Source organism: Synechococcus sp. PH41509 (genome assembly GCF_020514285.1).
In the GTDB taxonomy this organism is placed as follows: Bacteria; Cyanobacteriota; Cyanobacteriia; order PCC-6307; family Cyanobiaceae; genus Parasynechococcus.
The window spans coordinates 24875-45719 of the sequence record NZ_VTLD01000010.1; the positions used below are offsets into that span (position 1 = coordinate 24875).

Here is a 20845-nt window from a genome sequence, read left to right on the forward strand (position 1 = left end):
CTGGCTGATCCTTCTTCTTACGCCTTTTCAGCCCCCGCTCGGCCACAGGAGCAACCAACAGGGCGCGAGCCCTTGCTCGGCGGAGATATGCGAGACCAGGCCGTCTGGGTTGACGAGGCCGTTTGCATTGGCTGTCGCTATTGCGCCCACGTGGCTTCCAACACTTTTGTTGTTGAGCCACATCTAGGACGTTCCAGAGCGATCCGACAGGACGGTGACTCCACCGAATGCATCCAGGAGGCCATCGATACCTGCCCCGTTGATTGCATTCACTGGGTTGCCTTCGAGTCGCTTGAAACGCTGAAGCAGAACCTGATTCGCCAGAATCTTCGACCTCGTCCTCAGGGTTGATGGCGCTGCCCACCCGTCGATTCGGCCGCACGGAGCTCGAGATTCCCCTGTTGTCTCTGGGTGGAATGCGGTTTCAGCAGAGCTGGACCGACCTTCCCCCAGACGAAATCACTCCCGCCTCCCAGACCCAGGTCGAAACGACCCTGAAGCGAGCGGTGGATCTGGGCTTTCATCACGTTGAAACGGCGCGGCACTACGGCAGTTCCGAGCGTCAGCTTGGTTGGGCCCTGCCGCGTACGCCCGACCCTTCACGTCTGCTTCAGAGCAAGGTGCCTCCCCGGCCAGATCCCGCCGCGTTTGAGGCGGAACTGGAGCTCAGCTTTGAGCGGCTGGGTTGTGATCGCCTGGATCTGCTGGCCATCCATGGCATCAACCTGCCGGAGCATCTCGACCAGACCCTTCAGCCTGGGGGATGCATGGAGGTGGTGCGCCGCTGGCAGGCGGATGGACGGATCGGCTATGTGGGCTTTTCAACCCATGGACCCACGGCGTTGATCGCTGATGCCTGCGCCTCAGGTGCCTTCGACTATGTGAACCTGCACTGGTATTACATCCGTCAGGACAACAGTCCAGCCCTGGATGCTGCCCGCCGTCAGGACATGGGGGTGTTCATCATCAGTCCCACGGACAAAGGCGGCCATCTGCACACGCCGTCCCAACGGCTATTGGAGCTGTGTGCACCACTGCATCCCATCGTGTTCAACGATCTGTTCTGTTTGCAGGATCCGCGGGTGCACACCATCAGTGTCGGAGCCGCACGGCCAGAGGATCTTGACCTTCACCTGGAGGCGCTGCAATTGCTGCCGGATGCGACGGCTTTGATTGCCCCGGTGGACCAGCGGCTGCGGCGTGCGGCCGATGACGCGCTGGGTCGTGACTGGATGACCACCTGGTTCGTCGGGCTGCCGCCTTGGCATGCGACGCCGGGGGACATCAATTTGCCGGTGTTGCTTTGGCTGTACAACCTGCTTGAAGCCTGGGATCTCGAGAGTTATGCCAAGGCCCGTTATCGGCTGCTGGGCTCGGGAGGGCACTGGTTCGCCGGTGCCAACGCCGATGCCTTTGATGGGGAGGTCAGTGCGCAGGAGTTACAAACCGTTCTGCAGGCGAGTCCGTGGCGTGAGCGCATCCCCGACATCCTGTTCAGCCTCAAGGACAGGCTCAAAGGGGCATCCCAGATGCGACTGTCGAGCGTTTGAACGGTCGACTTACGTCCCAAGGGGTTCACGGCTCGGCGTTCCCACGGCCCTCGGGTAGCTGCGGGGGCAGGGCCCGTTCGGTTGCACCCGCAACAGATGGCGTGTGCCGCGATCGTTGGGGAGCTGCCGGTGCTGAACCTCCACCAGACGGGCCTGCAGCAGGCGCAGGGCCTTGTTGAACGGCACGGCATCGGTGTCATTCCACTGGCCGCGATAGAGCAAGGCCTGCCCGTCCGTGTTCAGCAGGGGCACGAGGTATTCGGCCACCACAGGGGCTGCCGCCACGGCCCGGGCCACGGCTCGATCGAAACTGCCGCGGAACGCGCCGTCGCGACCGGTGGTCTCGATCCGCTCGGTGCGGACGCGCACTCGATCAGCCAGCCCCAGGGTGTTGGCCATGGCTTCAACGGCGGCTGTCTTGCGCCCAACTGAATCCAGAAGGGTCACCCGTGCCTTGGGCAGGGCAATGGCGATGGCCAGCCCGGGGAATCCACCCCCGGTGCCCACATCAATCCAGTGCAACGGCTGTTCCGGTGATTGCAGTTCTCCCGTCAGCGGCCAGAGGCTGTCAAAGACCTGACCCACCCAGAAATCATCACCATCAACCAGGCGCGTGAGGTTGACCTTTTGATTCCAGCTCTGTAGCTGGCCCTGAAGGGCGACCAGCTGGTCGCGCTGCGCTTGCGATGGCTGCCATCCCAGTGCGTCCCAGTACGCCGGTTCAGGCGCGGTGGCGGCCATGGCTGGAGCAACAACTCTTCTTAGGATGAAGGACCGGCCGTCTCCTGTGTCCGAAGCCCGCCTCAGCCATCACGAACGGCTTGGCGTGCGCCCAGGGGTCGACGCTGAAACCCTGCGTCAGGCCTTTCGACGTCAATCCAAAGCCCTGCATCCCGACACGACGCAACTGCCGCCAGATCAGGCCAGCATTGCGTTCCAGCAGCTCAAGGAGTCCTACGACGCGTTGCTGCGCCAGAGTCAATCAACCCTCAACCTGGACTCACCAGCAGTGCCAACGGCACCGCCTCTGGAGAGCCAACCCCGCCCCGATGCCTGGCAGGGCATCGGTCAACGTCGACCTCTGTCTGGCGGTGAATGGTTTTCCTTGTTGTTGTTGAGCATTGCGCTGTTGCTCAGCCTGGTGCTGGGGTTGGGGGTAGCTCTTGCGCAGGGGCGCGACTGGCAGGTGTCACCCAGCTGGTTGGCGGATGAGCAGACTCAAAGAACAACCGTGCGTTCGCTGACTGATGGCCGCCCTGCCCCCGGAGAGCACCCCGCTGAATCAGCACTCTCTCCGGGCGCTTGAGGCCTGGCTTCAGCAGCTGGGTGCGATTCGCATGGATGACAACCCCTGCCAGTGGATGCTTGAGCGTTCTGAATGGAGGGCCCTGCTGCTGCTTGAGCGGGAGGATCTCAAAGTGATTTGGCACCCCGGTTCGCTGGAAGCGATGGTGCAGTGTTCTCTGCCTTACGGCCTCTCCCGAGCCGATGTCGAAGCGGCGATTCAGGCGGGTCCTTGAGGCCAAAAGAGATCAGAGCTGATCAAGGGCCATCGCGATGACCGCGTAGCACCGTTCCAGCTGGGCATCGCTGATGCAGAGCGGTGGTAGCAGATAGACCACCTGGCCCAGGGGTCTCAGGAACACTCCGTTTTCCATGGCCAGTCGCTTCAATTTCGGACCCGCCGGGTTGAGGTAGCCGGAGGTCCCATCCACGACGAGATCGAAGCCGGCGACAGTCCCCGTCAATCGAGGGCGCTGCACCCGCGGATGCCGTGCCAGCTGCTCTAGGTGCGGTCGATGCCGTTCTTCGAACTGTTGAAATGCAGCGGGGTTGCGCTCCAGCAGGTCGAGGCTGGCGTTGGCCGCGGCGCATCCCAGTGGATTGGCGGTGAAGCTGTGGCCGTGCCAGAGGGTCAAGCAGGGGTCTTCACCGACGAAGGCTTCGAACACCTCTTCACTGGCCATGGTGACGCCCATCGGCAGGCATCCACCCGTCAACCCTTTGGAAAGGGCCATCAGATCTGGCCGGATGCCCGCCCGCCGGCTGGCGAACCAGTCGCCACAGCGTCCGAAGCCGGTCAGCACTTCGTCGGCAATCAGCAGCGATCCTGCCTGGCGGGTTCGTGCTTCCACCTGCCGCAGAAATTCAGGCCGCACCATGGCCATTCCGCCGGCTCCCTGAAGCAGAGGCTCGAGAATCACTGCCGCTGTCGGCGTCTCCAGCACGCGTTCGAGCACCTCCAGCGCCGCCGATTCCTTGGCCTCCACGTCGTCGTCGTCCCACCAGGTGGCTGGCCAGGGAACACGGGCGACGGGAAAGAGCTTGTCTTCGAAGGGCGCGCTGAACAGGTTGCGTTCACCAACGGCCATCGCTCCGAAGGTGTCTCCGTGGTATGCCCCGTCGAAGGCGACGATCTGATGGCGAGGTTGTCCCCGGTTGGCCCACCACTGGCAAGCGATCTTGAGGGCCACTTCCACCGCGGTTGACCCGTTGTCGGAAAAAAACAGGCGTTGCAGACCGCAGATTCCGCTCAGTCGCACCGCTAGTTGCTCCGCGGGCTCGTGGGTGAAGTCGGCAAAGATCACCTGCTCGAGGCAGGCGGCCTGATCGGCGATCGCTTTGGCCATCACCGGATGGGCATGGCCATGCAGGGTGACCCACCAGCTGCTGATGGCATCGATCAGGGGCTCTCCTTCCTCGCGGATCAGCAGGGCACCGTCCCCAGAGACCACCCGTTGAGAGCTGGCTGCTTTAGCCATCTGCGTGAAGGGGGGCCAAAGATTTGGATGTCGTATTGGCCCCATGGCAGCAGCTGCAGCTTTTGCCATATTGGATCTGGAGCTGTTACTGATGCCCTAGATGGCTGCCACACGCACCCGTCGTCAGTCCAAGCGTTTTGCCGTCTCAAGCAGGCCTGAGGGGTCTGCAGTGCGTCGCCCTATGACGCGACGCCTTGTCCTCCCGGAGGGCGACTGGCAATCGATCCGCGGTGATCTTGAGCTGCGGGGCTGGTCGTCTTCCCAGCTGGAGGTCATTCAGGCGGAACTCCGTCAGGGCTGGCCCCTGCGGATCGCAGTACGCCATGCAGCGATGCGGTTAGGTACCTGCCCCACGGGTTCAAAATCCCTGGGCTGATCCCTCAACGGCAAACGTCACTGTTCTTTTCTGCCTCTGTGGAGATGGCGCTGCAGTTCACCCAGCGCACGAGCTGCACTTCGATATCGGTGAACAGCACCAGAATGCCCACGCACAGTGCTGAAACAGCCAGAGTCGCCAGGGTTTGACGTGAATTCACAGGGAAGTTTGGTTCAGCACCTGTTGAAATTTAGTGCTGAGATCCTGCTCATGCCAAAGCCGCTCCAGAACTGTTGCTGAGAGTGAGGCTTGCGGTGGGAGTTGCGCTAGCACCGGAACATCACCGAACTGTTCGAGGGTGCCGGGGTTGTCCTGATGCAGAGGGCCGTTCAGGATCAGTCCCAGCACCGTGAGATTGCGTTTTCGCAATGCTTCCAGGCTGAGCAGGGTGTGATTAAGGGTTCCAAGGCCACTCCGGGCGACCAGCACGATCGGCAACTGCCACTGCACCAGTTGATCGATCTGGAGCCAGCTGCGGGTGAGGGGGACCATCAGACCTCCAGCTGTCTCCACCACCAGGGCCCCCCGATGGTTGGGAATCTGGAGTTGGGCCGGGTCGAGAACAGTTGCGTCCAGTTCGGCGGCCCAGTGTGGGGAGACCGGCTCTTGGAAGGCATAGGCCTCGGGCAGCATCCGTTCCGGAGGGAGGTCCAAGAGCTGGCGCACCCGTTCCCGGTCACCACCGCCCTCAAGTCCGCTCTGTACCGGTTTCCAGTAGCTGGCTTTAAGTCCCTGCACCAGCCATGCACTCACCACGGTCTTGCCAACGTCCGTGTCCGTTCCGCAAACCACCAGTCGACTGAAGCTGCTGTTCATCGCTTCACCATCAGGATCAACATCTTCCAGGTCAGGGCGAACCGTGGCGACTGATCGGATTGGGGCCAAGCCCGGAAGACGGCCTTCCACTGACCTGGGGTGAGTTGGCCGGCGTTGGTGACCGAAGCGCCAACGTTGCTCATGGGTCGCAGCAGCTTCAGCGGATTGGCGGCGTGCTGGGTGAAGCTCAGGCACTGTTCCAGTTGCACCACGCCATCGGGGAGGGCCGCCATCAGTTGATCCCGCACTGGCATGGTCAAGGCGGTGCAGTTCTGACTGGCCTTTTGGGCGGCCTGCTGCCATTGCGGAAAACTGCCATCAATTGGCACCGCTAGGGCCAGCCAGCCTTGGTCCGCTAGCGCATCCACCCAGGTCCGAAGTTGCTGCGCCGGATCCGGCAACCAATGAAGAACAAAGCTGGAGGCCAGCAGTTGAGGTGGCACTGGCAAGTCCGGAAGTCCGCTGCTCAGGTCATGCCGCAGGATCTGCGCCCCGCTGGGATGGCTTCTCAGCATGGCGGCACTCCCATCGATGCGCATCACCTCCTGCCCGTGGTGAGAGGCCTCCAGGGCCGCGGCGAGATGACCGGTACCGCTGCCTAGATCAGCCCAAAGGCCGCGCGGGATCGCGCAGCGTCGGCTGAGTTGGGCGAGACGCCAGGCCATTGCCCGTTGCAGCAGGGCGTCGGTTGCGTAGGTCGGTGCTGCGCGACTGAAGCGCTCCAGAACTTGGTCGGAGCGAATCACAGGCCCTCCAGCCATCGCTGTACCACCACGAAGACCCTTGGCGTGATCAGCGCGTGACCCCATGTCGGGTCGCGATGGAGGGTCAGCGGTTGATGCCCCAGTGCATCGATGAGCTGTTGCGCTGACTCTGCAGGCACGACTGCATCCCGTTCGCCCTGCACCACCAGAACAGGAACGGTGTCTGGCCACCCCGTCGGCAGAGTCCGGCAGTCCGCCAGCAGGTCCAGATCCTGCTGGAGACGCTGGCGCCCCAGGGTCGTCAGGCCCTGCAGCAGGGGGTTGGGGGGCAGGGCGCTGAGGGCATGAGGTGAAGCTGCTTTGTCGAGGAAGCGTTCCAGCATCGGCAGTTCCTGGTCAGTGCCCAGGGCTGCCTGCATTCCCTGTAGAGCGGCCCCGATAGAGCGCCCTGCTCGCCCATCCGGCACAAATCTGGTGAAGCTGCCAAGCAGCACCACTGCCGATGCCTTCTCAAGGACGGATGCTGGCAGCAGATGGAGCCCCAGGGAGTGGGCGATCAGCACGTTTCGTTTTGGGACGTTTCGTTTTGGGAAGGTGGTCCATGCCGGTGGAATGGGCTTCTCACTGCCATAGCCCCGTTCGGCGACGTTCCAGGTGGCCCCCCCCTGCTCGAAGTGCTTTCGCCAGTGGGACCAAGCGCCGGCGTGGCCTGCCCAACCATGCATTGCCAGGATCTGCATCATCGAGCGCAGAGGGCTGCGAGCAGTTGCTCCAATGTGCCCTCCGGCAGGTCCCGCCGCAGCACCAGGCGCAACCGGGCGGTGCCCTCAGGCACGGTGGGTGGTCGGATCGCGACCGAAAGCAGACCGGCCTGCTCCAGCTCTTGCTGAAGGTCGAGAGCGTCTTGGTCCCCACCGACCAACAAGGGGAGAACTGGTCCGCTTCCTGGGGGGCGCGGCCAGCCCTGGTTCATGAGTGCTGTTCTCCATAATCCAGACCGTTGGCACAGTTCGGATCCCCAGGTCGGGTTGGACTGGATCAAGTTCAGGGCGGCTTGGGCCCCAGCCACCAGCGGTGGTGCCAGGGCCGTGGTGTAACGGAAGGCTCCACTGGTCTGAAGCAGCCGTTCCATCGTGGTGTGATCCCCTGCGAGAAAAGCTCCTCCGCTGCCGAAAGCTTTCCCAAAGGTGCCGCTGACCAAAGCCACAGGCTGTCGGAGTCCATGGCAAAGCCCGCGGCCTTCTGGACCCAGCACGCCTAGGCCATGGGCTTCGTCGACCAGCAGATGTGCGCCGTGGTGGGCACACAGGTCGGCCATGCCTTTCAGGTCGGGACTGGTGCCTTCCATGCTGAACAGGCTTTCGGTCACGACCAGAGTTGTTGTCGTTGCGTGCTTCAGCCGCTGCAGACGCTGGTCGAGATCCTGAAGATCGTTGTGGGCAAATCGTTGCAGCCGTGCCCCACTCGTGCGGATGCCTGCCAGCAGCGAGTGGTGAATCAGCCGGTCCACCAACACGGTGGTGTGCCGTTCACTCAGGGCTGTTACGGCGGCGATATTGGCTTGAAATCCACTGGGGAACAGCAGCACCCGATTCCGATCCAACCAGGTAGCGAGGGCCGACTCCAGCTCCAGATGACGTGGTCGGGTGCCTGTGATGAGTCGAGAGCCACCGGCCCCGACCCCATCGGAGGCCATGGCTTCCATCGCCGCCGCGACGACAGTGGGATGCCGGCTGAGGCCGAGGTAGTCGTTGCTGGCCAGATCGAGAAGTTGGCGCGTTCCAGACGGATCTTGCAGTTGCCAGGGTTCCCGGCCGGAGTCCCAGCTCCGCAGGCGACGGCGGCGCGCCGGGTGAATGGGAGAAGCCTGGTCCCGCATCACAACAGTTTGGAACCCGCCCTGATCAAGGATGGCCGCAGTCCTCTGATCGTCATGACCTGGGAGCGTTTTACTCTGCTTTTTCCGCTTTGGACGTTGCTGGGAGCTGTTCTGGCCCTGGTGCATCCACCCCTCTTTGTCTGGTTCAAGGGGCCACTGATTGCCCTTGGACTGGGCGTGATCATGTTGGGCATGGGCGTGGGGCTGACGCCGGCAGACTTCCTGCGCGTTGGTCGCAGGCCGCGCGCCATGCTGCTCGGGGTGCTGGCGCAGTTCCTGGTGATGCCGGCCCTCGCAGCAGCCATTTCGGCGGCACTGCACCTGCCCGCACCTCTGGCAGTGGGTTTGATTCTTGTCGGCTGTTGCCCGGGGGGGACCGCCAGCAATGTGGTGGCACTGATCGGCCGCGGTGACGTGGCGCTTTCGGTGGTCATGACAACCATCAGCACCCTGGCTGCTGTTGTGCTGACTCCACGTCTCACGCAGGTTCTCGCCAGTCAGTACGTGCCGGTGGACGGTTGGGCTCTGTTCTTGACTGTCCTTCAGGTGGTGCTCCTGCCCGTCACCGTTGGGGTCGTGCTCAAGCGTGGTCTCCCCGGTGTGGCCCAGCGGATTGAGCCGGTAATGCCCCCTCTGGCAGTGATGTCCATCGTCATGATCGTCTCCAGCATCGTCGGCAGTCAGACAGCGGTGCTGCGTCAACAGGGCCCCGTGTTGATCCTGGCTTGCCTCTTATTGCATGGCGGCGGGTTTTTGCTGGGTTGGCTGATTCCGCGGCTGATGGGCCAAACCGTGCAGGCCCAGCGCACCATCAGCATTGAGGTGGGGATGCAGAACTCGGGATTGGCGGTAGTGCTCGCTCGAAGTGGAGGATTCGCCAGTCCCCTCACGGCGTTGCCGGGCGCCATTTCCGCTGTCATTCACTGTTTGATCGGCAGCGCTCTTGCCGCCCTCTGGAGGCGGCGGCCAACTCCTTCGCTTCGTCAGTCGTCTTAAGTCAAGCCCCCACCGTGGAGTTCGAACAGCAGACGGGCGGCGAGCCCGCGGGAGATGCGTCGTGCCACGAGCAGATCACAGATCCAGGTGAACAGCGGTGGGGCATCGGTGCTGGATGCCAGGCGCTGTTCGAGGGCCTTCAGCTCCTTGACGTCGCGGCAGCCCCGCAGTGCATCAATCAGGGTGTCTTCAGCCGGCCGCGGCTTGGTGAGCTGGGTGGTGGTCACAGCAGGGTGCGTTTCATTCCCTCTGTCATGGCACCGGCGGTGTGCCTCTGTCACCCTTTTGAAGCTGGGTTTCCTGGCACAAAAAAAGCCCCGGTGGGTTCACCAAGGCTCGAAGCATTCTCCCTATTATTTTCACGATTCAGGTCGCTTCCGTCAAAGGATGTCGGCACATCTAATTGATGGCATTGGCCTGGCTTATCGCTTAGTTGAAGGGAAGGCTCTGCAGCCCTCCTTAGGATTGTTCGATGAACCAATCGACACCGGCCACGCCTTCATCAGAGCCCGATGTCGATCGCAGTGCAGCACTGAATCCCTCAGAAATCTTTCCATTCCCGCTGGATGATTTCCAGCTTGAGGCCATGGATGCCCTCAATCAGGGGCACTCGGTTGTGGTGAGTGCCCCAACAGGATCTGGCAAGACGCTGATCGGGGAATACGCCATCCATCGCGCCCTGGCTCACGGCCAGAAGGTCTTTTACACCACACCACTGAAGGCCCTGTCCAATCAGAAATTGAGAGATTTCCGTGCTCAGTTCGGCGTTGAGAACGTGGGGCTGATGACCGGTGACCTCAGCATGAATCGCGAGGCATCCATCGTGGTGATGACCACGGAGATCTTCCGCAACATGCTCTACGCCGAGGCGGATGAGCACGATGATCCCCTGGCTGATGTGGAAGCTGTGGTGCTGGATGAGTGCCACTACATGAATGACTCCCAGCGCGGCACGGTCTGGGAGGAGTCGATCATTCACTGCCCCCCGCCGGTGCAGCTCGTGGCTCTCTCCGCCACGGTGGCGAATGCAGGCCAGCTGACCGACTGGATCGAAAAGGTTCATGGTCCGACCACCTTGGTGATGAGTGATCACCGACCGGTTCCTCTTCAGTTCAGTTTCTGCAGCGCCAAGGGTTTGCACCCATTGCTGAATGATGCTGGAACCGGACTGCATCCCAACTGCAAGGTCTGGCGTGCGCCCAAGGGGCACAAACGCAAGGGACGCTCCCAGAGACCGCCGCAACCGGAACCACCACCGATCAGTTTCGTTGTGGCTCAGATGGCCGAGCGGCAGATGCTCCCGGCGATCTATTTCATCTTCAGTAGACGTGGATGTGACAAGGCGGTTCGGGATCTTGGTGTGCAGTGTCTGGTCACCAAGGAGGAGCAGGCGCGAATCAAGGCGCGCTTAACGGCCTACAGCGACGTCAACCCTGAGGCTGTCCGAGATGGAATCCATGCCGACGCCCTTTTACGGGGCATCGCGGCACACCACGCCGGTGTTCTTCCTGCCTGGAAGGAGTTGATTGAGGAGCTGTTTCAGCAAGGGCTGGTGAAAGTGGTCTTCGCGACGGAGACCCTGGCCGCCGGCATCAATATGCCCGCCCGCAGCACGGTGATCGCTGCGATGTCCAAGCGAACCGAACGCGGGCATCGCCCATTGATGGGCAGTGAGTTTCTGCAGATGGCCGGTCGTGCCGGACGGCGTGGTCTCGATTCCCAGGGCTATGTCGTGACGGTTCAGAGCCGCTTTGAGGGCGTGCGGGAGGCCGGACAACTCGCGACGAGTCCTGCCGACCCTTTGGTGAGCCAGTTCACCCCCAGCTACGGGATGGTTCTCAACTTGCTGCAGCGCCACGACCTGGCGAAGGCCAGGGAGCTGGTGGAACGCAGTTTTGGCCGTTATTTGGCGGGGCTCGACCTCGTGGAGGACGAAGACAATCTCTCGCAACTGCGGCTGCAACTCAGCCAGCTTGAGGGCGTTGCCGGCGATATCCCCTGGGAAGACTTCGAGGACTACGAGAAAATGCGTGGGCGGCTCCGTGAAGAGCGGCGCTTGCTTCGCATTCTCCAGCAACAGGCTGAGGAAACGCTGGCCAACGAGCTGACGATGGCCCTTCAGTTCGCCAGCACCGGCACCTTGGTCAGCTTGAAGTCGCCACAGCTACGAGGGCGCGTCGCACCAGCGGTGATTGTCGAGAAGGTGAAGGGTCCCGGTCAGTTTCCGCTACTGCTCTGTCTGACCGATGACAACGTCTGGATCCTGCTTCCCTGTCAGGCCGTGGTGAGCATCCATGCAGAGCTCAGTTGTCTTCAGGTGGATGGGCTGGCATTACCAGAGTTGACCCGCTCAGGAGAATTGCGTCATGGCGATCAGGCCAGTGGTGGTTTGGCCTTGGCGGTAGCCCATATGGCCCGGCGCCACGACATGACCACCCCGCAATACGACTTGGCCGGGGAAGTGTTGACCCAAGCCCGGCTGGTCCGAGATCTCGAACAGGAGCAGGAGCAGCATCCGGCCCATCGCTGGGGGGATCGCAAGCAGCTCAAGAAGCACCGCCGCCGCATGGAGGATCTGGAACTCGAGATCGCTGAACGTCAGCGGGTGCTGCATCAACGGGCCAATCGTCACTGGGAGACCTTCCTGGCCTTGATGGACATCCTTCAGCAGTTTGGATGTCTCGACGAGCTGGATCCCACGGAGATTGGCCGCACCGTTGCCGCGTTGCGGGGCGACAACGAGCTGTGGCTGGGGCTGGCTCTGATGAGTGGTCATCTCGATGACCTCTCACCCCCTGACCTGGCGGCGGTGTTTGAGGCGATCAGCACGGAGGTCAACAGGCCTGACCTTTGGAGTGGCTTTCCTCCGCCTGCTGCGGCAGAGGAGGCCCTTCAGGATTTATCTGGCTTACGTCGCGAGCTGCTGAGGGCCCAGGAACGCGCAGGAGTGGTGGTGCCAGCCTGGTGGGAACCAGAGTTGATGGGCTTGGTGGATGCCTGGGCCAGGGGAACAACCTGGAGTGATTTGATTGCCAATACGTCGTTGGACGAGGGCGATGTGGTGCGCATCATGCGCCGCACCGTGGATCTGCTTGCCCAGGTTCCCTATTGCGAGGCCATCAGCGAGCAGTTGCGCAGCCATGCCCGGCAGGCTCTGAAAGCCATCAATCGCTTCCCGGTGGCCGAGGCTGAGGATCTGGTTCCATCCTCCGCTGCTCTCAACCCGGCAACGGAGCGGGCGGCCTGAGCTCAGGCGTCAGGAGCGGCCATGGCGCTGGGATCCACCCGTTGATCGAAGTCCGCTTCCGTGATGTGACCGAGCTCCAGGGCCGCCTGTTTCAGCGTCAGCCCTTGATGGTGGGCATGTTGAGCGATAGCGCTTGCCTTCTCATAACCGATGCTGGGGGTCAAGGCGGTGACCAGCATCAAGGAGCGATCGACGAACCTTTGAATCTGCTCCAGATCCGGCTCCAATCCCTCCACCAGGTTCTGGCGGAAGCTGGTTATGGCGTCCTTGAGCATCCGAATCGACTGCAAAAGGTTGAAGCCGATCAAGGGTTTGTAGACATTCATCTGCAGATGGCCGCCTGCGCCGGCGGCCGCTACGGCGCCGTCGAGTCCGATCACCTGGGTGCAGACCATCGCCATGGCCTCGCATTGGGTGGGATTGATTTTCCCCGGCATGATTGAACTGCCCGGTTCATTGGCGGGAAGCTGCAGCTCGCCCAGACCGGCCCTGGGGCCGCATCCGAGCAGACGGATGTCGTTGGCGATGCGCAGTAGGGCCACAGATAGAAGGCGAAGCTGCCCCATCGCATGGACGAGGGTGTCATGGCCAGCCATGACCGCGAACAGATTTTCCGCAGGACGGACATCAACTCCAGCGACCCGGCTTAGCTCGTCCGCGACGGCGTGGCGGAAGCCCGGGGGGGTGTTTAACCCCGTGCCAACCGCGGTGCCCCCAAGGGGGAGGTCGCCAAGGCTGACCAGGCAGTCCTCAATCCAGCCCTGGGATTGTTTGAGTTGATCCCGCCATGCGGCGACTTCATCGCCAAGGCGCAGGGGCACCGCATCCTGCAGGTGGGTGCGGCCGATCTTGACGATCGGCATCCAAGCCTGGGCTTTGGCATCGAAGGCATGCACCAGGGCATCCAGTGCTGGCAGCAGCCCATCTTTCAGCTGCTTGGCCGCGGCGACATGGATGGCAGCGGGAAACACATCATTGGTGGATTGCGATCGATTGACGTGGTCATTGGGATGCACCGGACAGTGACTGCCGAGGGCGGTGCCTGACGCCTTGGACGCCAGATTGCTGATGACCTCGTTGATGTTCATGTTCGTCTGGGTCCCACTTCCGGTCTGCCAGACCCGAAGTGGGAACTGATCGTTGTGCTGGCCGGCGGCAATGGCATCGGCCGCCGTGCAGATCAGCTCCACCAGTTGAAGGCTCAGAAGCTCATGCTGGCCGTTCACCGTGGCGCAGGAGCGCTTGATCCAGGCCAGGGCCTGGATGATTTCGAGGGGGATCCGTTCATCGCTGATGGCGAAGTTCTGAAGCGACCGCTGGGTCTGGGCCCCCCAGAGCGCCTCAGATGCCACCTCAATGCCACCCAGGCTGTCGGTTTCAATCCTGAACGGCTGCGTCATCAGGGCCTCGGGCGATCGAGCGTTGAATCGATCATCCGTGATCACCTTCCTTTAGACGTGCCATCGTTCCGCATCAACCGTTTCCTTGTTGTCCGGTGCAGGTTCACCGTTCCCATGGCATCGCTCTTCCGTTGCCCGATGCATCCCTGGCTCAGCTGCAGGGATACCTCTCGAAGCCTGGCCGTCCGATGAGAGCACTGTTGAATCGCAAAAGAGTGGAGCGGCTGCAGAACGGCCGTTTCCTCTATGCGTCTCGGCCCTATCAGCTGCTGAATTTCCAGCTGCAGCCCGAGGTGATATTTCGCTCTAGTTGGGATGGTGATCGACTCACCATCGTCTTTGAACATTGCACGATTCATGGACTCGGCCGGTTGCAGGATCTGGTTCAGTTCCAGTGCCAGGCATGGATCCGTGCAGAGCCGGAATGTCTGATGGCGAAGGCTGATCTCAGTCTTGAGCTCTCACCGAGTGGAGCCGCGGCACTTTTGCCGCAGCCGCTGATGAGACGCACTGGGCATCTCGCTCTGGATTTGGTGACGGATCGCTTGGAGAAGCGTTGTCGTACCGGACTGATGAAAGGTGCTCTTGATTGGGTTGCAAGCCACTCCTGAACCTGCTTCATTTCACGGTGGTATCGTCACGGTCTTGGGACGTTCTTCGGCTGTTGTGGTGGTGGATGCGACGGGTTCAGCCACGCCGATCTTGAAGTTCCGGAACCTCTCACTTCGCTGCGATAAATCGAACCCTAAAATTACGTTCCAGACTCCTTGGAATTGGGAGCTTCTGCAAGCAAAGAGAATAGCTGTGATTACAAACAGTTCATTCTTGCGATACCAGTTGACTGCCGCTCTTGCTGGCCTTGTCCCTCCAGTATCCGGTGAAATAGTTAGTGATGGGGTAATTGGCTGGCCTGTCGGCGCGGAAGGCGGGTTGGACAGCAAGCTGCGGATCTCACACGCGCTCAACTTTCTCTCTACTGTCTATAGCGACTGTCTTGAAAAGTCTCGCGTTAGTTTGGATGAGTTTTGGGGACTGTTGTCAGAAAAAGGGGTATATCCCAGCTTAATCATCAAAGAACTTTCGAAAGACCAAAAAGACTTCTTCTTTTTAGCGTTATCTGTTCTCTTTTCGTTTGACTGCTATTTAATATCGAATACAAGATTTTTAATGTCTAGGCATGCGAAGCCGCTGCGATCGCTTTTGTTAAAGCAGCTTGAGGGTAAGACCCTTCTTGCCACTGCGAGCAGCAATCGCTTTCGAAGCGAATTTTGTACCGATGGCCTTGTGCTGGGCTCCTTGGGTCAGATTCTGTTTGCAGGTGGAATTTCAGAGTCGATTGAATGGGCTGATCAATATCTTGAAGCATCTGATGTGTCAGAATCAGATGACGATCAACTTGTGATGGGTCAAAATCTTCTTAATTTGGAATCTACTGATGATGGATTTGATGATGGTTTCGGTTAAGGAGGCCTTGATTTCATGAATTTTTTGCGAAAGCTTTTTAATGCAATTTGGCGTCAGGTTGCAATTGTTTTGGCGATAGCCACTTATGAGAATAATAGAAAATCGACAGGAACTTCGATTGGTGCCTGGGAGAGCATTGTGACTCCGTTGCAGATCATGTTGTTCTTTATTGTTATGCGCGTAGGCTTTGCTTTTTTGAGGGGTAGTAATAGGTTTGCGGCGGGTGGTTCAACGGATATGTACTTCAATATCGTTGTTTTTATTGCTTCGGGATTTGCTCTTGCTTTTTTGTTTAGGCAAGGGGCGATTAAGGCGCTTTCTGGCTTGAAGCTAAGGGCTCCTCTTTATTATAAAAGAATCCAGCCATTGGATATTCTCTTGGCTTTATTGGTTAATGATTTTAGGGCTATTTCAACCATATCTTTGGCAATCCTTGGGCTTGTTTGGTATTTCACGTGGACTTTTCAGCTCGATAGTCCCGGCTTGGCGATAAGCGTATACTTGTTAACGATATTCATGGCGCTTGGCTTTGGCATTTGCCTTGTGTTTCTTGGAAGGCTAAACAAATGGATCACGAGGATTCTTAAGCGAATTTTGCAGCGATTAATTATTTTTACCTCGGGAATTTTCTTCGCGACTTTTGAACTTCCAGAGTATACGAGGCCGTTTGTGACGTGGAATCCAATTCTCCATGCAGTAGAGCTGTTCAGATACTCGATGAACAACGAATACCCAATACCAGATATCTCTCTTTCTTATTTGATTTGGTGCTCTATGATTCTTCTTGGCTTTTCATTGATCCTATACCGAACAAATGAGTCAGTGCTCCTGGAGGCTAATGATGATTAGCACTTGATCCTTGTCCAGTCGCTTGCATTCGGTTAATTTTGGTTATGCCTGAATCACTCCCGCCTTCCAGCTCATCCTCTTCTCTCCAAAAGGAGATTCCATCGTCGTTTCGGATTTCTAATTCACTGGTTCAGGATCAGCCAACACCACTCTGGCGAGAGCAGTTGGATAGGATTGCGAAGCCCAGAGTTCTGATCTCGGTTTTTCTGGCAACCTCAGCGTTCTACTGTTTTGTAATTGGGCGGGATCGTTATACGGCCGTTTCAGAGTTTGTGATTCAACAGGCTTTGCCTCTTGAAGGAGCATCAGCTTCGGTGTTGTCGGGTGCAGCCGCTGCTCCTCAGGTTTTGACCTCCCTTGTGGATGGTCAGTACCTCCAGGTTTATCTCGAATCGTCGGATGTCAAGACCCGCTTGTTCCCTGACGGGAAGAAACTCGAGCAGGATTACCGTATCAAGCTTCCGGATCTTCGTGCTGGATTGCCCGCTAACAGTTCTGCTCCGGCACAGCTTGGCTTCTACAGAAAACAACTCTCTGTGGCTCCTCAGCCCTTGAGTGGTTCAGTCATCCTGACGACATCTGGATTTTCACCCGAGCAGGCTTTCAATCTCAACAACGAGTTGCTGAAGCAGTCTCGTCGCTTTGTGAATGAGGTGAATCAATCTATCAATGCTGATCAGAATCTATTTGCTAGAAAAGAGGTGCAACTGGCGCAGACTAATCTCAAGGCAGTCAAAAGAAATCTTGAGCTCTTCCAAGAAAAACATGGAAATCTGAGTGTTCTAACTGAACAGGCTGCAGCCAGCTCGTACATTTCTGGCCTTGAATCGCAACTGGTAGATCTGAAGGTTCAGGAAGCCGCATTGCGCCGCCAGTACCGAGACCCAAATGCACCGGAAGTCTCTTTTATTGCAGACCAAGTTAAAGAACTCGAAGTTCAGATTCGCGAAGAGAGAGATAGTGCCATAAGTAAGAATGGACGAGATTTAAATACTCTTGCCCTAGAAGAAGCTGGGTTGATTTCAGATGTAGAATTTGCGACCCAAACTTTGCAGTCTGCTCGTCTTGCTTCAGACAATAGTCGTCGTGAAAGTCAACGTCAGTTGAAATTTGTGGTTGTTCTTAGTCAGCCTCAGTTGCCGGTTAAACCAGATCACAACTGGCGCTGGCAAGCATTTCTAGGATCTGTCGGAATCATCATTGTGGCTTGGGGTGTGGGTGGATTCCTCCTCAATGCGATGCGGAAAAGCTGATTTATATTTGTTTGATTAACTGATTTAAGGGCGTATAGCACCGCGTCCTTTGCCTGCCAGATAGTAACCGCAGGCCCTTGCAAAGTGAAGACTTCGGCGAATTACTAGTTCGTTGTCGCTGATGTTCGGGTACAACTTCTGTGCTGCTCGATCATTGGCACAAGATCTTTCAACCATTTGTAAGACTTGTTCTTTGGTTGCAGGCAATCTTTCGCCGAGCATTTGGTCATAGAAATGCCATTCTGTGTTGGCGCGTATCACCGTTTCCCGGAAACCATATTCATGGGAATGGCGAACCACTGCTGTTGAGGCATAGGCTTTTTTGTAACCTTTCCTGAGAATTTCACGTGCCCACAATTGATCTTCCCCATACACGACATCTGGAAGCGGCACAGTCTCCCAAATTGATTTCCTCAGGCAGGAATTGTTGTCGGAGTAAAAGCGTTCATGGGTGGAGACAACGCCATTGGAGGTCTGTCGACCAGCATCGAGCTCGATCGGTTTGCGATGGCTTCTGAAAATCCAACGATTGAAGTGTTGGTCAAGGTCATGGGCGGTGAGTTGTCCATGATCGGTATGGGCGATATGGCAGCCGAAGACACCGGCCACACTGGAATCGTTCTGCAGTGGAGCGATGAGATTCATCAGCCACATACGATTCGCCGGAATGGCGTCCTGAGTGATGAAAGCGACGTACTCCCCTCTGGCGAGTGCGACCCCAAGATTGCGGGTTCGGCCATGGCCGAAATCCTCTTTGCGAATCTTGTGCAGGCCCAGTCGTTCGTCTTGAGGCAAATGATCAAGACATCCATCGCTTGAGGCACTGTCGATCAACAACACCTCAAATTTTTCATTGAGATCCTGTGCGAGACAGGACTCAACGACGGTTTTGAGCATCGTTCCCCCGTTGTAAACAGGGATGACCACCGTGACCAAGGGGGGCGATGGCTTTGCTGGCTGAGATGGAGCTAGCGCTGATGGAAGCGATTCTTGAATGAAGGACTCAACAAGTTTGTTGGAGGCATCCCAGTTGAGGTGTTCGGTGGCTGCGATTCCCCTATTGGTTGTGCTTTGCCGGAACGACGCATCATTCAGCAATCGATCTAACGCTTTTGCCAGTTCTGTGGGGGTTGGTTCTGCTAAAACCGCTGTTCCTTCTTGATAGGAGAGACGTGTATGTTCGGCATCGATATCAACAACGGGCAGCCCGCAGGCCATCATTTCATTGGGCACCAAGGAGTAGTTGGTTCCTGAAAGGACGAATCCAACCGTGCATTGGCGATATAGGTTTGCCAATTCCTTGGCATCGAGAATTCCTGCGTGTTTGACTTTTACGGGAATTCCAAGGTCTGGTAGTTCTTTTTCGCCGAAGGTGATGATCTCAAAATAGTCGCCTAGATCAAATAAGGCTCTTAAGGCGAGCAATCCCAGCTCATAAAGCCGTCTTGGCGTGCTGCGTCTAACGTAGAAAGCAATTACATGGGTGCTTCGTTTCTGATCTTTGATGTGGTGATAAACACTGTGATCAACAGCAAGCGGAAACGAGATTGCCGAATTTCCAAATTTTTCCATCCGCTGCTTTAGCCATGGGCTGGCACAAATGCAGGCAAAGTCGTTGTTGGATGCGTACGATTGCTCGGTGAGGATGCTGGAAGTTCCCCGAGCAAAAAAGTAAGGTTCATAGTCTTGAACAAAATAAAATCTTTTTTGAAACTTTGTCATTCCAAGTACTGGATAAGTGCTCATTCGATCGGTCGCTACTACGACGTCACCGCTGACGCGCTCCAGATCCGTTTGACTGTTGCCAAGCATATAAACCTGGTCTGTTTTGAGTGGAATGAAATGTTGATCGATGACACGTTTATGGAGAGCACTAAGGCGACTTGGCTTGTCATCACCTTTTAATTCGGAATGAATCCAGATCGTGCACTGGTGACCACAGCGCTCCAGAAAGTCAATGGTTCTGAAGATGGTCATGTGGCCACCAAGGCCAGGGGTGAAGTTGGGAATAACCCAATGGATATGTAGAGATTTTTGCTGTGTGTTGTTCTGTAGGGACCAGTTTGGCTCTAGCGCTTGGGCTTTGAATTGGATGACTTTCTCGAACCCATTAATTCTAAGTTTGTTGCGACCTTCAATGATGGATTTGTCTGTTTGATGCTGTTTTGAAAGAAAGTATCCGGAGTAAGTTGTTTTTAGTTTTTGGTTGTATATTTCGGTTGTTGAAAGGCCAATCAGCCTTTCAATGCTGTGGGCAATCGTTCCGTCGATCTGTCCGCCTTCTTGGTCGAAGTCTTGCCAAGTCAGATTCCATTCAAGAAGGGGTTTTAGGAGCTCTGACTTGCACCAAAACATGGTCCCCGTTGGAAAGCGGAAATAGCTGTCTCTTCTGATATGACTAAGGTTGAAGCGTGTTAGGAATGGATTTGCTTTTTTGTAGTTGCCATCTTCATGCCCCCAGCACGAATCGTGTTTGATCCCAAGGCTTAGGGCATAGTTCTCCACGGGATAAACAATACCTGTTTGTGATGATTGCAGGGCCTTGATGTTTGTTGCAGCGATGGATCTGCTGCCAATTAGATTGTCCAAGCAGTGGAGGAACCAGCCGCTCAATGCATTGCTATGAGGGCTCTTCTTGGAATGCAACTTAAGAATGAGATCGTAGTTGAGAATCTGATCTCCAAAGCCGACGATGAATGGAGCAACGTCGCGTCCAGTATTGCTGAAGTGTTTGACTTCTACCTTGTTGGCATTGTTGATCCGTGCAAAGATGTTTTGCAAGGCATGGACTGATTCCTTTTTGGTGGAGATGAAGATGTCGATTCTGCACGGTATGTTGGCCAGGTAAGTTGCGATTGTTTCGGCGAGCTCGGGGTAAAAAATATGCAGAAAAACGCCAACTTTCTTTGTCTTTAGATCTTCTTTTATTGAGGAGAGAGCGCTTGTATCTGGCCTTTTGATGTCGGCCATTTTCCGCATGAAATGGATGTTATCCATCGAATAGCGGCTTTCGTTCATGCCAAACTTGAAGCAGTGGACCATCGGGTTGAGCCCACTCGCTTTGACGTCCGGATATTTACTGAAATAGTTGTCTGTATCGAATAGATCGCTGGGGTCAATGCCTTCCTGGTAGCCGGAGGCGCAGTAATGGAGGATGACGTCACCAATGCTTCGAAGTGAATTGGCTTCTTCGGCCTTCAGTTGAGATTTATAGTGCTCGATGTCAAAGACATAGGCGTAATGCGCTAATTCGCGAAAGTCGCGAATGATTCGTTTCTCTGTATTATTATCTTGTAGAGACTTGATATATTCTTGTAGTTCAGGGGTTGTTTTTTTGCGTCTGTTATTGGACGAGTTTGGCCGTTTGGGTTGCCCTAGCTGATTTAGCCGCTTTCTCAACGCTTTGGGTAAAAAATTCTGCCTGCCCATTGCAGAAGCAGACCTCTTCAGCAGCTGACGGGCGTTGTTAGAGAGCATGGAGAGCGGATGACGTTTTTTAGGCATTGTTCTCATCTAGTGCTTCCAACAAAATCAAGATAAACCCCATTA

21 protein-coding genes are annotated in these 20845 nt (G+C 57.2%); 11 read left to right on the forward strand and 10 right to left on the reverse strand.

The genetic code is table 11. The features are described from left to right. Both FZZ88_RS04560 and FZZ88_RS04565 read left to right on the forward strand, forming a co-directional pair. Window positions 1-351, forward strand: a complete 351-nt coding sequence (locus FZZ88_RS04560; RefSeq protein ID WP_226423739.1) for a ferredoxin — start codon at window positions 1-3, stop codon at window positions 349-351. Then, the gene (locus FZZ88_RS04565; RefSeq protein WP_166017983.1) at window positions 351-1550 is read left to right on the forward strand and encodes an aldo/keto reductase; all 1200 of its coding nucleotides are present in this window, start codon (window positions 351-353) and stop codon (window positions 1548-1550) included. The genes FZZ88_RS04560 and FZZ88_RS04565 overlap by 1 nt, the downstream gene beginning before the upstream one ends. A gap of 9 nt (window positions 1551-1559) precedes the next feature. Here the strand turns inward: FZZ88_RS04565 and rsmG are convergent, their stop codons facing one another. After that, window positions 1560-2291 carry a 16S rRNA (guanine(527)-N(7))-methyltransferase RsmG gene (gene rsmG, locus FZZ88_RS04570; protein WP_166017985.1) on the reverse strand — a complete coding sequence of 244 codons (732 nt, stop codon included), beginning with the start codon at window positions 2289-2291 and terminating at the stop codon, window positions 1560-1562. A gap of 25 nt (window positions 2292-2316) precedes the next feature. Here rsmG and FZZ88_RS04575 point away from each other — a divergent pair, with 25 nt between their 5' ends. Together FZZ88_RS04575 and FZZ88_RS04580 are read left to right on the forward strand one after the other, a co-directional pair. Then, entirely contained in the window at window positions 2317-2856 is a 540-nt protein-coding gene (locus FZZ88_RS04575; RefSeq protein ID WP_166018108.1) for a J domain-containing protein, read from the forward strand. After that, on the forward strand, window positions 2798-3070 hold the full coding sequence (locus FZZ88_RS04580) for a DUF3143 domain-containing protein (protein WP_226423728.1): 273 nt from the start codon (window positions 2798-2800) through the stop codon (window positions 3068-3070). Before FZZ88_RS04575 ends, FZZ88_RS04580 begins: the two co-directional genes overlap by 59 nt. A 12-nt stretch (window positions 3071-3082) precedes the next feature. Here FZZ88_RS04580 and bioA read toward each other — a convergent pair whose 3' ends face one another. Beyond that, on the reverse strand, window positions 3083-4381 hold the full coding sequence (bioA, locus tag FZZ88_RS04585) for an adenosylmethionine--8-amino-7-oxononanoate transaminase (RefSeq protein WP_166017987.1): 1299 nt from the start codon (window positions 4379-4381) through the stop codon (window positions 3083-3085). Between the two features lie 31 nt (window positions 4382-4412). Between bioA and FZZ88_RS04590 the strand changes: the two genes are divergently transcribed. Next, a complete protein-coding gene (locus FZZ88_RS04590) occupies window positions 4413-4688 on the forward strand; it encodes a hypothetical protein (protein WP_166017989.1) in 276 nt (91 codons plus the stop codon). Window positions 4689-4692: 4 nt separating this feature from the next. On the opposite strand, the gene FZZ88_RS04595 is transcribed toward FZZ88_RS04590, so the two are convergent. Genes FZZ88_RS04595 through FZZ88_RS04615 form a run of 5 tightly spaced genes read right to left on the reverse strand, consistent with a single transcriptional unit; the run spans window position 4693 to window position 8087 of the window. Beyond that, window positions 4693-4848 (reverse strand): hypothetical protein, encoded by a 156-nt coding sequence (locus FZZ88_RS04595; protein ID WP_166017991.1) that lies wholly within the window; start codon window positions 4846-4848, stop codon window positions 4693-4695. Continuing rightward, window positions 4845-5504, reverse strand: a complete 660-nt coding sequence (gene bioD / locus FZZ88_RS04600) for a dethiobiotin synthase (RefSeq protein WP_166017993.1) — start codon at window positions 5502-5504, stop codon at window positions 4845-4847. The genes FZZ88_RS04595 and bioD overlap by 4 nt, the downstream gene beginning before the upstream one ends. Next, on the reverse strand, window positions 5501-6313 hold the full coding sequence (locus tag FZZ88_RS04605) for a methyltransferase domain-containing protein (RefSeq protein ID WP_226423729.1): 813 nt from the start codon (window positions 6311-6313) through the stop codon (window positions 5501-5503). The genes bioD and FZZ88_RS04605 overlap by 4 nt, the downstream gene beginning before the upstream one ends. Then, window positions 6247-6948 (reverse strand): serine aminopeptidase domain-containing protein, encoded by a 702-nt coding sequence (locus tag FZZ88_RS04610; protein WP_226426232.1) that lies wholly within the window; start codon window positions 6946-6948, stop codon window positions 6247-6249. The genes FZZ88_RS04605 and FZZ88_RS04610 overlap by 67 nt, the downstream gene beginning before the upstream one ends. After that, the gene (locus FZZ88_RS04615) at window positions 6948-8087 is read right to left on the reverse strand and encodes an 8-amino-7-oxononanoate synthase (protein WP_166017997.1); all 1140 of its coding nucleotides are present in this window, start codon (window positions 8085-8087) and stop codon (window positions 6948-6950) included. Before FZZ88_RS04615 ends, FZZ88_RS04610 begins: the two co-directional genes overlap by 1 nt. A gap of 54 nt (window positions 8088-8141) precedes the next feature. On the opposite strand from FZZ88_RS04615, the gene FZZ88_RS04620 reads away from it, so the two are divergent. Next, entirely contained in the window at window positions 8142-9083 is a 942-nt protein-coding gene (locus FZZ88_RS04620) for a bile acid:sodium symporter family protein (RefSeq protein WP_166018110.1), read from the forward strand. Here FZZ88_RS04620 and FZZ88_RS04625 read toward each other — a convergent pair. Further along, entirely contained in the window at window positions 9080-9310 is a 231-nt protein-coding gene (locus FZZ88_RS04625) for a hypothetical protein (protein ID WP_115022205.1), read from the reverse strand. The genes FZZ88_RS04620 and FZZ88_RS04625 overlap by 4 nt on opposite strands. Before the next feature lie 245 nt (window positions 9311-9555). On the opposite strand from FZZ88_RS04625, the gene FZZ88_RS04630 reads away from it, so the two are divergent. Then, a complete protein-coding gene (locus FZZ88_RS04630) occupies window positions 9556-12330 on the forward strand; it encodes an RNA helicase (protein WP_166017999.1) in 2775 nt (924 codons plus the stop codon). A 2-nt stretch (window positions 12331-12332) separates the two neighbouring features. On the opposite strand, the gene FZZ88_RS04635 is transcribed toward FZZ88_RS04630, so the two are convergent. After that, the gene (locus FZZ88_RS04635; RefSeq protein ID WP_166018001.1) at window positions 12333-13730 is read right to left on the reverse strand and encodes a class II fumarate hydratase; all 1398 of its coding nucleotides are present in this window, start codon (window positions 13728-13730) and stop codon (window positions 12333-12335) included. 95 nt (window positions 13731-13825) lie between these two features. Here FZZ88_RS04635 and FZZ88_RS04640 point away from each other — a divergent pair, with 95 nt between their 5' ends. The 4 genes from FZZ88_RS04640 to FZZ88_RS04655 are packed head-to-tail and all read left to right on the forward strand — an operon-like array spanning window position 13826 to window position 17296. Beyond that, on the forward strand, window positions 13826-14341 hold the full coding sequence (locus tag FZZ88_RS04640; RefSeq protein ID WP_166018003.1) for a DUF1997 domain-containing protein: 516 nt from the start codon (window positions 13826-13828) through the stop codon (window positions 14339-14341). Then, window positions 14325-15194 carry a hypothetical protein gene (locus FZZ88_RS04645; protein WP_166018005.1) on the forward strand — a complete coding sequence of 290 codons (870 nt, stop codon included), beginning with the start codon at window positions 14325-14327 and terminating at the stop codon, window positions 15192-15194. Before FZZ88_RS04640 ends, FZZ88_RS04645 begins: the two co-directional genes overlap by 17 nt. A 15-nt stretch (window positions 15195-15209) precedes the next feature. Next, window positions 15210-16043, forward strand: coding sequence for an ABC transporter permease (locus tag FZZ88_RS04650; RefSeq protein ID WP_166018007.1), 834 nt, complete (start codon window positions 15210-15212; stop codon window positions 16041-16043). Window positions 16044-16087: 44 nt separating this feature from the next. Next, on the forward strand, window positions 16088-17296 hold the full coding sequence (locus tag FZZ88_RS04655) for a sugar ABC transporter (RefSeq protein ID WP_166018009.1): 1209 nt from the start codon (window positions 16088-16090) through the stop codon (window positions 17294-17296). Window positions 17297-17320: 24 nt separating this feature from the next. Here FZZ88_RS04655 and FZZ88_RS04660 read toward each other — a convergent pair whose 3' ends face one another. Then, on the reverse strand, window positions 17321-20800 hold the full coding sequence (locus FZZ88_RS04660; protein WP_226423730.1) for a rhamnan synthesis F family protein: 3480 nt from the start codon (window positions 20798-20800) through the stop codon (window positions 17321-17323). Window positions 20801-20845: the final 45 nt, after the last annotated feature.

What these genes read in the sequence shown, in the direction of transcription:
- FZZ88_RS04565 (WP_166017983.1), top strand. Translation starts at nt 351, where the DNA reads ATGGCGCTGCCCACCCGTCGATTCGGCCGCACGGAGCTCGAGATTCCC.
- rsmG (WP_166017985.1), bottom strand. Translation starts at nt 2,291, where the DNA reads ATGGCCGCCACCGCGCCTGAACCGGCGTACTGGGACGCACTGGGATGG.
- FZZ88_RS04575 (WP_166018108.1), top strand. Translation starts at nt 2,317, where the DNA reads ATGAAGGACCGGCCGTCTCCTGTGTCCGAAGCCCGCCTCAGCCATCAC.
- FZZ88_RS04580 (WP_226423728.1), top strand. Translation starts at nt 2,798, where the DNA reads ATGGCCGCCCTGCCCCCGGAGAGCACCCCGCTGAATCAGCACTCTCTC.
- bioA (WP_166017987.1), bottom strand. Translation starts at nt 4,381, where the DNA reads ATGGCAAAAGCTGCAGCTGCTGCCATGGGGCCAATACGACATCCAAAT.
- FZZ88_RS04590 (WP_166017989.1), top strand. Translation starts at nt 4,413, where the DNA reads ATGGCTGCCACACGCACCCGTCGTCAGTCCAAGCGTTTTGCCGTCTCA.
- bioD (WP_166017993.1), bottom strand. Translation starts at nt 5,504, where the DNA reads ATGAACAGCAGCTTCAGTCGACTGGTGGTTTGCGGAACGGACACGGAC.
- FZZ88_RS04605 (WP_226423729.1), bottom strand. Translation starts at nt 6,313, where the DNA reads ATGGGGTCACGCGCTGATCACGCCAAGGGTCTTCGTGGTGGTACAGCG.
- FZZ88_RS04610 (WP_226426232.1), bottom strand. Translation starts at nt 6,948, where the DNA reads ATGCAGATCCTGGCAATGCATGGTTGGGCAGGCCACGCCGGCGCTTGG.
- FZZ88_RS04615 (WP_166017997.1), bottom strand. Translation starts at nt 8,087, where the DNA reads ATGCGGGACCAGGCTTCTCCCATTCACCCGGCGCGCCGCCGTCGCCTG.
- FZZ88_RS04620 (WP_166018110.1), top strand. Translation starts at nt 8,142, where the DNA reads ATGACCTGGGAGCGTTTTACTCTGCTTTTTCCGCTTTGGACGTTGCTG.
- FZZ88_RS04630 (WP_166017999.1), top strand. Translation starts at nt 9,556, where the DNA reads ATGAACCAATCGACACCGGCCACGCCTTCATCAGAGCCCGATGTCGAT.
- FZZ88_RS04635 (WP_166018001.1), bottom strand. Translation starts at nt 13,730, where the DNA reads ATGACGCAGCCGTTCAGGATTGAAACCGACAGCCTGGGTGGCATTGAG.
- FZZ88_RS04650 (WP_166018007.1), top strand. Translation starts at nt 15,210, where the DNA reads ATGAATTTTTTGCGAAAGCTTTTTAATGCAATTTGGCGTCAGGTTGCA.
- FZZ88_RS04655 (WP_166018009.1), top strand. Translation starts at nt 16,088, where the DNA reads ATGCCTGAATCACTCCCGCCTTCCAGCTCATCCTCTTCTCTCCAAAAG.
- FZZ88_RS04660 (WP_226423730.1), bottom strand. Translation starts at nt 20,800, where the DNA reads ATGCCTAAAAAACGTCATCCGCTCTCCATGCTCTCTAACAACGCCCGT.